General features: G+C 34.7%; 14 protein-coding genes. 5 read left to right on the top strand and 9 right to left on the bottom strand.

Translation table 11 applies throughout. The features are described 5' to 3' along the window. Positions 1-60: 60 nt before the first annotated feature. Positions 61-1,320, bottom strand: a complete 1,260-nt coding sequence (locus DT250_RS11695; protein WP_000709925.1) for an extracellular solute-binding protein — start codon at positions 1,318-1,320, stop codon at positions 61-63. A 323-nt stretch (positions 1,321-1,643) separates the two neighbouring features. On the opposite strand from DT250_RS11695, the gene DT250_RS11690 reads away from it, so the two are divergent. Beyond that, entirely contained in the window at positions 1,644-3,404 is a 1,761-nt protein-coding gene (locus tag DT250_RS11690; RefSeq protein WP_088064328.1) for an alpha-glycosidase, read from the top strand. A gap of 40 nt (positions 3,405-3,444) precedes the next feature. Here the strand turns inward: DT250_RS11690 and malL are convergent, their stop codons facing one another. Further along, entirely contained in the window at positions 3,445-5,121 is a 1,677-nt protein-coding gene (malL, locus tag DT250_RS11685) for an oligo-1,6-glucosidase (protein WP_149213076.1), read from the bottom strand. A 262-nt stretch (positions 5,122-5,383) separates the two neighbouring features. Here malL and DT250_RS11680 point away from each other — a divergent pair, with 262 nt between their 5' ends. Continuing rightward, complete coding sequence (locus DT250_RS11680) at positions 5,384-6,484, top strand: ABC transporter ATP-binding protein (RefSeq protein WP_000818929.1); 1,101 nt, start codon at positions 5,384-5,386, stop codon at positions 6,482-6,484. 66 nt (positions 6,485-6,550) lie between these two features. Here DT250_RS11680 and DT250_RS11675 read toward each other — a convergent pair whose 3' ends face one another. The 3 genes from DT250_RS11675 to DT250_RS11665 all read right to left on the bottom strand — a co-directional run bounded on the left by DT250_RS11675 (position 6,551) and on the right by DT250_RS11665 (position 7,860). Continuing rightward, a complete protein-coding gene (locus tag DT250_RS11675) occupies positions 6,551-7,060 on the bottom strand; it encodes an SDR family NAD(P)-dependent oxidoreductase (RefSeq protein ID WP_000218424.1) in 510 nt (169 codons plus the stop codon). Between the two features lie 64 nt (positions 7,061-7,124). After that, on the bottom strand, positions 7,125-7,223 hold the full coding sequence (locus DT250_RS11670; protein ID WP_000145657.1) for a hypothetical protein: 99 nt from the start codon (positions 7,221-7,223) through the stop codon (positions 7,125-7,127). 181 nt (positions 7,224-7,404) lie between these two features. Further along, positions 7,405-7,860, bottom strand: a complete 456-nt coding sequence (locus DT250_RS11665; protein WP_000769076.1) for an RDD family protein — start codon at positions 7,858-7,860, stop codon at positions 7,405-7,407. Between the two features lie 131 nt (positions 7,861-7,991). Here DT250_RS11665 and DT250_RS11660 point away from each other — a divergent pair, with 131 nt between their 5' ends. Continuing rightward, on the top strand, positions 7,992-8,423 hold the full coding sequence (locus DT250_RS11660) for a DUF3997 domain-containing protein (RefSeq protein ID WP_000758773.1): 432 nt from the start codon (positions 7,992-7,994) through the stop codon (positions 8,421-8,423). 46 nt (positions 8,424-8,469) lie between these two features. Here DT250_RS11660 and DT250_RS11655 read toward each other — a convergent pair whose 3' ends face one another. Together DT250_RS11655 and DT250_RS11650 are read right to left on the bottom strand one after the other, a co-directional pair. Next, positions 8,470-9,234, bottom strand: a complete 765-nt coding sequence (locus DT250_RS11655) for a CREC-EF hand family protein (protein WP_048546181.1) — start codon at positions 9,232-9,234, stop codon at positions 8,470-8,472. 36 nt (positions 9,235-9,270) lie between these two features. After that, positions 9,271-9,999 carry a DUF4184 family protein gene (locus DT250_RS11650; RefSeq protein ID WP_149213075.1) on the bottom strand — a complete coding sequence of 243 codons (729 nt, stop codon included), beginning with the start codon at positions 9,997-9,999 and terminating at the stop codon, positions 9,271-9,273. A 148-nt stretch (positions 10,000-10,147) separates the two neighbouring features. On the opposite strand from DT250_RS11650, the gene DT250_RS11645 reads away from it, so the two are divergent. Together DT250_RS11645 and DT250_RS11640 are read left to right on the top strand one after the other, a co-directional pair. Continuing rightward, positions 10,148-10,417 carry a hypothetical protein gene (locus DT250_RS11645; RefSeq protein WP_000059857.1) on the top strand — a complete coding sequence of 90 codons (270 nt, stop codon included), beginning with the start codon at positions 10,148-10,150 and terminating at the stop codon, positions 10,415-10,417. 10 nt (positions 10,418-10,427) lie between these two features. Further along, complete coding sequence (locus tag DT250_RS11640) at positions 10,428-11,153, top strand: AAA family ATPase (RefSeq protein WP_000567976.1); 726 nt, start codon at positions 10,428-10,430, stop codon at positions 11,151-11,153. 31 nt (positions 11,154-11,184) lie between these two features. On the opposite strand, the gene DT250_RS11635 is transcribed toward DT250_RS11640, so the two are convergent. Further along, positions 11,185-12,360: an acetyl-CoA C-acetyltransferase gene (locus tag DT250_RS11635; protein WP_000552069.1), complete on the bottom strand. Its 1,176-nt coding sequence runs from the start codon at positions 12,358-12,360 to the stop codon at positions 11,185-11,187. A gap of 139 nt (positions 12,361-12,499) precedes the next feature. After that, positions 12,500-12,949, bottom strand: coding sequence for an NUDIX hydrolase (locus DT250_RS11630; protein ID WP_000540530.1), 450 nt, complete (start codon positions 12,947-12,949; stop codon positions 12,500-12,502). Positions 12,950-12,992: the final 43 nt, after the last annotated feature.

Here is a 12,992-nt window from a genome sequence, read left to right as displayed (position 1 = left end):
CTTCCCCCTTTTTTCTGGGAGAGAATTCATGCCCCTCATATGAGAGGCACGAATTTCACCTTATTTTTTCTTACTATGATTTGCCTCAATATTACCTTTAATTTGCTTCACTGCATTGTCAAGTGCTGCTTTTGGTGCCTCTTTTTCCGTAACAACTAATTGAAGCGCATCTCCAGCTGGTTTCCATACTTCTTGCATTTCTGGAATGTTCGGCATTGGAATTCCATTTTCAGATTGTGTTGCAACTGCTTTTGCAGCTTCATTATCTTTAATGATTGGATCTTCCATTACTGCTTTTACTGGAGGAATTTCTTTTGTTTTCTCAAATCGAATTTTTGCGTTCTCTTCATTTGTTACCCATTCAGTGAACTTTGTAGCTAAATCATTTTGTTTAGAGAAACTTGTTACATGCCACCCTTTAACCCCAACAAATGTTTTCATTGGTTGACCGTTTGGTAATTTCGGCATTGGAGCAACGCCATAATCAATTCCGTTCTTTTCCATTGCTTGGAACGCCCATGGACCATTCATGATAGATGCTGCTTTTCCTTCGTTAAATAGTCCATCAGCAGCAGGTCCACCAGATTCACCGATAATACCTTTCGGGAATAACTTTTCTTTGTACCATTTTTGAAGATATTCAGCACCTTGTACTGCCCCACTATTATTTAATCCAACATCACTTGCATTTGGCTTTCCATCTTTTTCACCAAACACATAACCACCCATACCTGCCATGAATGCATTAGCAAAGTAGAAGTTATCTCCTAGTGTTAAAAACCCATACTTGCCATCCTTCGTAAATTCTTTTGAGAAGTTAAACAGCTCGTCCATCGTTTCTGGTGCTTTTGGCATTAATTTTTTATTATAAATAAAGACTGGTGTCTCAATTGCTTTTGGTAAACCATATAATTTCCCGTTATATGTCTGTGCTTCTATTGATGATTCAGTAAATCTACTCTTCACAGCATCATCAGCTTTCACTTCAGAAAGTAAACCTTCTGTTACTGCATTTCCAATTTGATCATGTGGCAATGTTACAACATCTGGTCCCGTCCCCGCTGGTCCATCAAGGCGTAACTTCTTCACTTGATCTGTCATTTGCATTTCAACGACTTTTACTTTTACTTTATATTTTTCCTCAAAACTTTTCACTGCTGGTTCTAAACCAACACCTTTTTTATCATCTTCCCAAACGAGAAGATCGTAATCTTTCTTCGCTTTACTTTCTTCTTTCTTCCCTGAATCTTTCGGTCCACATGCAGATAACATACCAATTGATAATGCTGAAACCGTTAATAATGATAATGCTTTCTTCATCCCAAAAACCTCCCTAAATTGTATATGTACCTTACTAATTGAAAACGTTTGCATTAAATGGTTTAATAGAAGCACAAACAATATCTCAATCTATGAAAACGTTTGCGCTATTTGTCTCTCATTATACATTCTTTTATTCATTTTGCAAATATTAATTTTAAAATATTATTACCACACTCCTTATACATTGACTTTATATGAAATGAATACTACTCTTATAAGCAATATTAAAGCTATGCAAAAAGCAATCGTTTGCAACATATACTTTATTATTATACTTAAGGGAACAATATGCATGGAGATATTAAAGGGGGATTTTCTATATGCTTAAAGAAGCTATTTATCATAGGCCAAAAGATAATTACGCATACGCTTATGATGAAAAAACGATTCATATCCGAATACGTACTAAAAGAGAAGATGTTCAAAGCGCCACTCTTATTTACGGTGATCCTTATGAATGGAAAGACGGGAAATGGATTACATCAAGCACACCGATGAAAAAAACTGGTTCTACTGCATTGTTTGATTATTGGTCCATTTCCATCGAGCCTAAATTTAAGCGCTTACGTTATGGATTCGAATTAAAAAATGATACAGAAACGCTTATTTATGCAGAGCGAGGATTTTTTTCCAGTATTCCAAATGATGACGTTGGTAACTTTTTCTGTTTGCCATTTATTCATGCAAATGATGTGTTTCAAGCACCTTCTTGGATTAAAGACACCGTTTGGTATCAAATTTTCCCAGAACGGTTCGCTAATGGAGATCGTGCACTAAATCCAGAAAACACTCTTCCTTGGGGAAGCGCTGAGCCAACTCCAACTAATTTTTTCGGCGGAGATTTTGCTGGTATTATTCAAAACCTCGATTACCTTGTTAAGCTTGGAATTTCGGGAATATACTTCACACCTATTTTCAAAGCACATTCAAACCATAAATATGACACAATTGACTACATGGAAATCGATCCGCAATTCGGGACGAAAGAAACGTTCAAAGAACTCGTTCAGGCATGTCATACACACGGTATAAAAGTAATGCTCGATGCCGTGTTTAATCATAGTGGATACTTTTTCGATAAATTCCAAGACGTACTAGAAAACGGTGAGAAGTCTGCTTATAAAGAGTGGTTCCATATTCATGAATTTCCAATTGTAACGGAGCCACTCCCGAATTATGATACTTTCGCGTTTACACCGTATATGCCTAAATTAAATACAGCACACCCAGATGTAAAAGAATACTTACTTGAAGTAGGGCGTTATTGGGTAAGAGAATTCAATATAGACGGTTGGCGCCTTGATGTAGCAAATGAAGTAGACCACAGCTTTTGGAGAGAATTCCGAAGTGAGATAAAGGCATTAAATCCTGAAGTATATATTTTAGGAGAAATTTGGCACGATGCACTTCCATGGCTACAAGGAGATCAATTTGATGCTGTAATGAGCTACCCTGTTACAAACGCTCTACTGTCTTACTTTGCTAATGATTCCATTAAAGCAAATGAATTTATGAAACAAATTACAGAATCTCTACATTCCTACTCTATGAATGTAAATGAAGCAGCGTTTCATTTATTAGACAGTCATGATACACCAAGAATATTGACAACATGTAACGGAGATAAAAATAAGTTACAGTTACTTTATGTATTCCATCTTTCCTTCATCGGCTCTCCTTGTATTTATTATGGAGACGAAATTGGTATGGACGGTGGTATGGACCCAGATTGTCGCAAATGTATGGTTTGGGATACGAAAGAACAAGATCATCTATTATTTACACATATACAAACATTAATTTCATTACGAAAGCAATATAAAGCATTTGGAGGACATGGTACTTTCCAATTCATCGAAGCAAATGATGAACATAATTATATTTCTTATACGAAAACATATGAAGATGAAACTATCTTTTTCGTTTTAAATCCGACTAATAGTGATGTTACAGCTTCACTCCCTCTCCATGTTACTGGAAAGAAAATTATTAACATTTATACAAACGAAGAATTTTCAGCGGAAGCAAGTGTATTACAAGTTACACTTCCTCCATACGGATTCTCAATCTTAAAATGGTAATAAAAAATCCTTATGCCAAGGTGTGGCATAAGGATTTTTCTTATTTTAATTTAAATACCATCGCTTCATATGGACGTAATACAATGTTATCTATCGATCCACTCTCTACGTCGTAATTGTGTATTAATAACTCTGATTCACTATAACTAATGTCCTTAGGCAATTCAAATACACATTCTTCCGCCGTAAAGTTTGCAATAACAAGAAGTTTTTCTTCTTCATATGTTCTTACGTATGCAAAAATAGAAGGATTATTATCTAATATTAAATCATATGATCCGTACACAACTATTTCATTATTTTTGCGTAGGTCAATTAATTTTTTATAGTAATAAAAAATTGAATCTTTATTTTGGATCGCTTGTTTCACATTGATTTCTTTGTAGTTAGGGTTTACCGTAATCCAAGGCTCACCTGTTGTGAATCCAGCATGATCTTTATCATTCCACTGCATCGGTGTTCTAGCATTATCTCGGCCTTTTACATAGATAGACTGCATCACTTTATCTATATCTTCACCGCACTCTATCACTTTTTCCTTATACATATTTAACGTTTCAATATCTCGATATTCATCAATCGACTCAAATCGAACGTTCGTCATTCCGATTTCTTCTCCTTGATAAATATACGGTGTTCCTTTCATCATATGAAGCACCGTCGCTAACATTTTCGCAGATTCAATGCGATACATTCCATCATTACCAAAACGAGATACAACGCGTGGCTGATCATGGTTATTCCAATACAGGCTATTCCACCCTGTATGCTCTAATGCTTTTTGCCACTTCGTTAAATTCTCTTTTAAAGTAAGAAGTGAGCATGGTTTTACATCCCATTTTCCGCCTTCTCCCGAATCTAAATCCATATGTTCAAATTGGAATACCATCTGCAGTTCTTTTCGTTCTTCTCCAGTATACATTTTCGCTTCTTCTGTCGTTACACCAGGCATTTCACCAACCGTCATAATATCATAATGAGACAATACTTCTTCATTCATTTCATGTAAATATTTATGAATGTTTGGACCGTTCATAAAATGCTTATGACCTGAAACATACCCCTCTTCTTCGGTTTCAACAGCTGGTAATCCCTCTTCTTTAGAAATAAAATTAATAACATCCATACGGAAGCCATCAATTCCTTTTTCTAACCAAAACTTCATCATTTCATAAACATCTTGTCTTACCTTTTCATTATCCCAATTTAAATCCGGCTGTTTTTTAGAAAACAGATGTAAATAATATTCATCTGTCATTTCATCATACTTCCATGCAGATCCACTAAAAGCTGCTCCCCAGTTGTTCGGCTCTTTTCCTTCTTTTCCAGGACGCCATATATAGTAGTCTCTATATTTATTATCTTTTGATTTACGTGATTCAATAAACCAATTATGTTCATCAGAAGTATGGTTAACAACTAAGTCCATCATAAGTTTCATATTACGTTCATGCATTTCATGTAATAGCTCATCCCAATCTTCCATTGTTCCGAACTCATTCATAATTTTACAATAATCACTTATATCATAACCATTATCATCATTTGGAGATTCATAGACCGGTGATAACCAAATGACATCAATCCCTAATTCTTTTAAGTAATCTAGCTTTGAAATAATCCCACGAAGATCCCCAATACCATCACCGTTACTATCCATAAAGCTACGAGGATAAATTTGATATACTACACTTTCTTTCCACCACTGTTTTTCCATTATGCTACCCCATTTCATTAATAATTCGATTTTCTCTATTTTAAGGCGCAAACGTTTTCATTAATGAATGATAACAGATTCTATCTTAATTTAAAATAGCGCTTACAACTTTTATTCTTATTTTTCTAAGAAAACATACGCAAATTACTAATATTCCTCTAATAAATGAAAACGTTTTATTTTTTTGTTTATTTTTTGAATCTATTAGTTTATAATGAACTCAAAGAAAACGTTTGCATAATTTTTTCTAGGGGGCAATACCATGGCAGAATTGAAATTAGAAAACATTTATAAAATATATGATAATAATGTAACAGCTGTAACAGATTTTAATTTACACATTCAAGATAAAGAGTTTATCGTATTTGTCGGTCCTTCTGGATGCGGAAAATCTACAACATTACGAATGGTCGCTGGACTTGAAGATATTTCAAAAGGAGAGTTTTCAATTGATGGTAAGCTAATGAATGATGTCCCTCCAAAAGATCGCGATATCGCAATGGTCTTCCAAAACTATGCTTTATATCCACATATGAGCGTGTATGATAATATGGCATTTGGATTAAAACTTAGAAAAATACCAAAAGATGAAATCGATCGTCGTGTGAAAGATGCAGCAAAAATTTTAGGACTGGAACAATATTTAGATAGAAAACCGAAAGCGTTATCTGGTGGACAACGTCAACGTGTTGCGTTAGGGAGAGCGATTGTTCGAGACGCGAAAGTATTCTTAATGGATGAGCCTTTATCCAACTTAGACGCTAAATTACGTGTTGCAATGCGCTCAGAAATTTCTAAATTACATCACCGTCTTGGAACGACAACAATTTACGTAACACATGATCAAACAGAAGCAATGACAATGGCTTCACGTCTCGTTGTTATGAAAGACGGAAAGATTCAACAAATCGGAACTCCAAAAGAAGTATATGAAACACCTGAAAATATTTTCGTTGGTGGATTTATTGGCTCTCCAGCAATGAATTTCTTCCGTGGTAAATTGACTGAAACCGATTTCGTTATAGATAATTCATTAAAAGTCAAAGTAACTGAAGGAAAAATGAAGATGTTACGTGAACAAGGCTATGTAAATAAGGAAATTGTTTTAGGTATTCGTCCTGAAGACATTCATGATGAACTATTATTTTTAGAAGCTTCACAATCTACTGCCTTCACAACAAAAATCGAAGTTGCTGAGTTACTAGGTGCTGAATCTATTTTATATATGAAACTTGGAGATCAAGATTTTGCAGCACGTGTTGATGCAAGACATACATTTTCACCTGGAGATCAAATTAAACTAGCATTTGATATGAATAAAGCGCATTTCTTTGATAGTCAAACTGAACAACGTATTCGTTAAAAAATAATTTTCCTCTGTATAACATACAAAAAAACCGTCCACATACTTTGAGGGCGGTTTTCATTATTATACGAGGGCTTCTACTGTATGAAATGATTGTCCTTTCGTGCCAATAATACCGAAAATCGGTAAGTCACTCAGCACCACTTCTTCTTGCTGTTTCATAAAAGATGACGTTAATTGTTTTATCTCTATCCAAACGTCATTAATACAAAGTACATTGGAATCGTTCTCTTGTTGGCGAGAAAAAATAGAATCTATTTTATATAAACCAGCATTTTGAAAAAGCATATCAATGCGACTAAATGCATTCAAAGTAATACTGATAACGCGTTGCCAATCTCCTTGCTTTCCCATATCATAGGATACAAAAAGTGCTTCTCCGCCTAGATTCGTAATTTCCTCCACTGTTGCTTGTCCACTTTCTTGATCAATGTCCGTCACAATTACTTTTGCGCCTTGTTTAGCCAACAAAAGAGCTGTATTACGTCCAATACCGATGCCACCGCCAGTTACGATAGCAACTTTTCCTGCAAGCTTCATTTTCATTACCCCTTCTATAAGTCTTACCGTCATTCAGTATACTCCTTTATGAGATTAGTCTGCAAGCAAGAAAAGTTGCTTATTAATTTGTAAGCGATTACTTTTTTACTCCTTCTTTTTTCTTACTATTACGCTGATCGAAAACTAAACCGATGAAAATTAAAATCCCCCAAAAGATTACGCTACCCCCAGTCATTTCAATTTCCCCCTTATTATATAAAGATATTATTTTAATCATTATAACATTTTCTTAATTTTCAATCTATTGAAATCAAAAATGATATGGATTAACTTTTTCTTATTATATATCCTTTAAAATATATTTATATAATTAAAAAAGACCTTCTTATTTTATGTATAAAAAGGTCTCTGTTTTATTATACAAGACTTATCACTTTTGTTTTTGTAATTAAATCTTGAAAACCACAATTATCTTTGCGGAATAACATCATATATACGTTACATAATATCGGAATTCCAAGTAGCAATATGTTCGGTAATAACAATACAAAAAATCTTATAATTAATGTTTGTAATGTTAACTTTTCACTCTTCAATGAAATTAATTTTATTCTCGTTACCTTTTTACCAAGTGTAACACCGTTCCAAATAAAGGGTACCAAAATAAAATATATCGCCATTAATATAAAAACTACTGCGAGATCATATCTATAATCACCAAAACTAATATTAAAGCGATTAAAAATAGCACTATAATTTCCGGTCATAATAGCTACTACTGCACCATACATAACCGAGATTAAAAACATGTCAATTAGGGAAGCACCTATGCGATTCATTACAAGCGCTGGACGATGCATCTTTAACTTCATTTTATGTCGACTCCTTCATATCCTTCTTTACCCGTCTCATCGTACCACTTCTAAAAAACATTGTAAACTAGCGTTTCTCTTACTTTTCTTGTACAATGTGTTACAACAGCATTGTAAAGGAGGTTCCCATATTGAAAAAATGGATAATCCTATTCGTCGCATTCCTATTAGCCGGTTGTGCTGGAAATACAAATCATATAACTTATACGATTAACGATGAATACGAACTCATACGTACTTCTGGGAATGCATTTGAACTTTTCCCATCGCAAGATGCTGTATATGCCACACAATACATTCCTGCAAAAATTACAGACATAGCTTGGGATGATAAATACATTATTGCAAAACAAATTGAGGAAAAGTCAGATCCGAATAACCCTGACGGAGCAATTGCAAATAAAAAAAGTGAGCATTATTGGATTATTGACGTAAAGCATAATAAACGTTTTGGTCCTTATAATGAAAAGCAATTTAATGAACAAAAAGATGCATTTAAAATTAAGGTACCTTTTCAAAATGTAGATTCATACATAAAAGAAAAGAAAAAACAGTCAGCATAATATTTTTAACGCTGACTGTTTTTTCTTTTATGTTTTTAAAAATCCCCTACTCAGAAAGTGAGATATTAAAAGTTTGTGCCTCTTTTACAACATCTTGCGTTTCTGTATCTGCTGCGACTACATTATCTGTTGTAAACTTAATATCCTTTACCTTTTCTTTTCCATCATCAAGTATTAAGCCGATAATACCATCTCTTGTTTCACCAGGCTTATAGTCTTCCCTTGATACATTTTTTGTACCAACGAGCGTATCTTCATCATATAAAAAGTTTTGAGTTGCTACTTTAAAATGTTGCTTATCATTAATCGTAACATCATTCATAGAGAAAAATTGCATATTTTTATTCCCGCTATTTTCCACCTTATATGTAATTTCAACGTAACGAATCGTATCACTAATCTCTGTACCACTTATCGATGCATATAACTCCGCATCTTCTTGACTTACTTTATCTCCTAATCTACGCTTTACTTCTTCAGGAGTTAATGCCGTAAATACTTTTAATGCATTTTTTGCATCTTTACTCATCTGCGATAAAGAGATTACTTTTACATCTTGTATGTGAATTTTCATTGGTGCTACTTCAAATGTTTGATTTACAGATTGAATCTGTTCTAACTTAAAAGTACCCCACCCTGTTTCTTTCACTTTTTGTCCTACTTTTTTCAGCTCACGCCCACCATATTCTTTTGTTTCAGGAATAGATTCTTTCTTCTTCGGTTCAACTTTCTTTTCTTCTTGATGGAAGCAACCACTTAACATAAGAAGAAAACTACATAAAACAAAAATATTTTTCCATGCTTTCATCATATAATTTCTCCTAACACTATCATTCATTAATATAAATTAGTCCTTTGCTTTGTAGACTATAGAAACAATGAGAATTCCACAAAAGGAACTTGTCAGTCCAGATACTATTATACCCCCTATTTGGAAAATATGAAAATAGGGATCTACTAATGCGTGAACGATAAATACTAGAGCTGCGAAAATGATTGCCGAAACCCAATACTTCCTTTTTTCTGAAGCTATCATAACATCTTTCCCTGTTTCATCTTTATACTTCCATAGTACGTATAATAGTAATAAGAAACCAACACATGTACTCCCGTGTTGCATATATTTATACACCGGGATACTATGTAATCCTCTTTGTAACAATGGTATCTTCGTAACAAAATAGCCTGTATTATGAGTAAATGCATCCCAAACGACATGCGTGAGCATACCAAATAAAGCAGAATAGCAAAATACAAAAAAATCCTTCCATGTATGAAGCCCCCACCTCTCATCTACTCCATATGCAAAATAGCCAGCAAATGGTTTAGGTAAATGTGTTATAAACGGCTTTTTTAAAATGTAATGATACATATATGCTAACAGAAATACAAGTGGTAAATTTAAATATAAGAATCCAAGCCATGTATGACCAATAACACCATACGGTCTAAAGTGTAAAAAATATTCAAAATCAGGCGCCATACTGCCTAATATAAGAGCCGTTACTGAAATATATTGAGAACGCTTTTTCACAAAAGGAAGAACTGCTGCTGGATGCGCAAATGTAAACGGCATGTTTTAACTCCTTTTCATATCTTCAATAGAATACCATCTATCATAACGAGAGAATTGATCTTGATGCAATATTTATTTTCACATTGGAATATGATAGTTTACATGTTATAATCCACATAAAATATTCAGAAAATAAGGAGAGGTTCACGTGTCATTAACACTTGCCTTTTTTCTCATTCTGCTTATCTTCTTTGTACTTACATACATCGGCTTTTTTCTGTGGAAGCACTTAAAAATTATAAAATATATGCCTGCTCTCGTTGGTTTTATAAGCGTTCTTTTTATTTTCATATGGAAGAGAATGACTTTAGGCTGGGAAGGTCTTGGCTTTGGCGCACTTCAATATACAATACTATTTGCAAGCTGTCTTACCCTTGTATTTGCTGCTTTTTTAGAATCAAAATCCGTTATGAATTGAGGTTTATATATTGATTGACGTACCCTTTTTAAAAAATGTCACATTAAAAAAAGAAAATATCCCTAGTTTTTCCGCATATCCTTACTGTCTACCCGCTATCCGAACTTTACAATCACTTGCCTTCCATCCAAATGTAACATTCATTATTGGAGAAAACGGAACGGGAAAATCAACATTACTCGAAGCAATTGCAATCGCTTTAGGATTTAATGCAGAAGGTGGAACGAAGAATTTCCGCTTTAGCACAAACGATTCACATTCATCTTTACATGAATACCTTCGAATTTCTAAAAGTTTCAATACACCAAACGACGGTTTCTTTCTTCGTGCTGAATCATTTTATAACGTTGCTTCTTATATTGATGAGATAGACGCTATAAAATCTTATGGCGGTGTTTCACTTCACGAACAATCCCATGGTGAATCATTCTTTTCCTTATTTATGAACCGTTTTTCAGGACAAGGTTTATACATTTTAGATGAGCCTGAGGCCGCTCTATCACCAATGAGGCAACTTTCCATGCTTATTCGAATGCACGAACTAGCGGAACAAGGTTCACAATTTGTTATCGCGACGCACTCTCCTATTTTAATGGCTTATCCTGAATCCACTATATATTCTTTAACACAAGAAGGGATTCATGAATCCACATTAGAAGAAACCGAGCATTACCAAACGACAAAACTTTTCTTTGAAAATCGTGATCGATTATTTCATCATTTATTTGATTCTTAATAAAAAAGAAGCAGCGATTGCTGCTTCTTTTTTATAGTGCTTCTATAAATAATGCTACCCCAATACCGCCACCGACGCATAGAGAAGCAATTCCTTTTTCTAAACCGCGTCTCTTCAATTCATGAATTAAACTTACAGTAATACGAGCTCCTGTACAACCGATTGGATGTCCAAGTCCTACACCGCTACCGTTTACATTCACTTTTTCACGGTCTAAACCTAATTCTTTCTCTACAGCTAGGTATTGAGCCGCGAAAGCTTCATTAATTTCCAGTAAATCAGCATCTTCTAATGACCAATCTACTTTTTCTAACCCTTTACGAATTGCTGGTGCTGGTCCAATACCCATAATTTTCGGATCTACTCCAGCTACTGAATATCCAACAATTCTAGCTAACGGTTGTAAGCCTTTTTCTTTCGCTTTTTCTTCGCTCATTAATACTAGAACCGCACTTCCATCATTAAGGCCAGATGCATTCCCTGCCGTTACAGATCCATCTTTACGGAAAGCTGGTTTTAATCCTGCTAATTTTTCCGCTGTAATATCTGCACGTGGATGTTCATCCTTCGAAAATACTATTTCTTTTCTACGTTCTTTTATCGTAATAGGAACAATTTGCTCGTCAAAATATCCAGACTCGATGGCTTGCAGTGCCAATGTATGACTACGAAGCGCAACTTCATCTTGTTCCTCTCTTGTAATTTCATATTGGTCAACTAAATTTTCAGCCGTTTCACCCATCATAATATGATGAATCGGATCTTCTAGTACTTCCCACACCGTATCACGAATTTCTCCGTGCTGTAGACGTTGTCCCCAGCGGTGCTGTTTTAATGCATAAGGGCTTGAACTCATTGCTTCTACTCCACCTGCAATAACAACATCACTTACACCTAATTGAATTTGCATTGCAGCTGACATAATTGCTTGCATACCTGAAGAACATTGGCGTTGGATTGTATAACCCGTAACTGTGTCAGGAAATCCTGCCGCTAATGCAGCTGTTCTTGCAGTATTTGCTTCATCAGTTCTTTGAATACAATGACCTAAAATTACTTCATCAACTTCGTGTGGTTCTACCCCGCCTCGTTTTACAGCTTCCTGAAGTACAGGAACCGCTAATTCTACTGGCGTTACATTTTTTAGCGCTCCTCCAAAAGTTCCAATTGGCGAACGAACTGCAGCTGTAATAACAACATTATGCATTTTGCACTTGCCCCTCTCTTATGTACCCTAGTCAGTTTTTAGGTGAAATTCCATAAGATGTATGTCTACATCTATCATACTATAAACATACTAAAAAATCAAAATATTTAATATAATAAAAATAGAAGGAATTAACCTTCTATTCTGTTAATGCATATAAAAATTTTTGTAAAATTTTCTCTGTCGTTTCATTCAATTTTGGTAACTTATCTACCGGAAAATATTGAAGCTTCAATCCCTCATGATCAAGCCTTAATTCTCCACTCACATGATGCCCCTGATACAGATGAATAACATTAAAGATTTCATCCCCATTAGGATAACGGAAATATACTTCTTTTCCTGATAAGACACCTAGAAATTGCATTATTTTTGCAGTTAATCCCGTCTCCTCGAATAATTCTCGGCGAGCAGTTTCTTCCGTCGTTTCTCCTAGTTCCATCGCGCCGCCAGGTACCCCCCAATCATATGTATCTGAACGATATTGAAGCAATACTTCCTGATTATCATTTAGTATAATTATTGCTGATCCAACGAGAATAAGTGGTCTTGTCCCAACAACTTTGCGTAACTCTTCAATATACCCCATTATGTAAATTCTCCTTTCCTCACCCTCCCTTATCATAACAAAA

The organism is Bacillus sp. AR2-1 (assembly GCF_008368755.1).
In the GTDB taxonomy this organism is placed as follows: Bacteria; Bacillota; Bacilli; order Bacillales; family Bacillaceae_G; genus Bacillus_A; species Bacillus_A wiedmannii.
Note: the sequence above shows the minus strand (reverse complement) of the source record. Positions and strands in the feature narration are given on the sequence as shown.

Bases quoted from the DNA above. Each gene is read 5' to 3' on its own strand.
- DT250_RS11695 (WP_000709925.1), bottom strand. From the start codon at position 1,320: ATGAAGAAAGCATTATCATTATTAACGGTTTCAGCATTATCAATTGGT.
- DT250_RS11690 (WP_088064328.1), top strand. From the start codon at position 1,644: ATGCTTAAAGAAGCTATTTATCATAGGCCAAAAGATAATTACGCATAC.
- malL (WP_149213076.1), bottom strand. From the start codon at position 5,121: ATGGAAAAACAGTGGTGGAAAGAAAGTGTAGTATATCAAATTTATCCT.
- DT250_RS11680 (WP_000818929.1), top strand. From the start codon at position 5,384: ATGGCAGAATTGAAATTAGAAAACATTTATAAAATATATGATAATAAT.
- DT250_RS11675 (WP_000218424.1), bottom strand. From the start codon at position 7,060: ATGACGGTAAGACTTATAGAAGGGGTAATGAAAATGAAGCTTGCAGGA.
- DT250_RS11670 (WP_000145657.1), bottom strand. From the start codon at position 7,223: ATGACTGGGGGTAGCGTAATCTTTTGGGGGATTTTAATTTTCATCGGT.
- DT250_RS11665 (WP_000769076.1), bottom strand. From the start codon at position 7,860: ATGAAGTTAAAGATGCATCGTCCAGCGCTTGTAATGAATCGCATAGGT.
- DT250_RS11655 (WP_048546181.1), bottom strand. From the start codon at position 9,234: ATGATGAAAGCATGGAAAAATATTTTTGTTTTATGTAGTTTTCTTCTT.
- DT250_RS11650 (WP_149213075.1), bottom strand. From the start codon at position 9,999: ATGCCGTTTACATTTGCGCATCCAGCAGCAGTTCTTCCTTTTGTGAAA.
- DT250_RS11635 (WP_000552069.1), bottom strand. From the start codon at position 12,360: ATGCATAATGTTGTTATTACAGCTGCAGTTCGTTCGCCAATTGGAACT.
- DT250_RS11630 (WP_000540530.1), bottom strand. From the start codon at position 12,949: ATGGGGTATATTGAAGAGTTACGCAAAGTTGTTGGGACAAGACCACTT.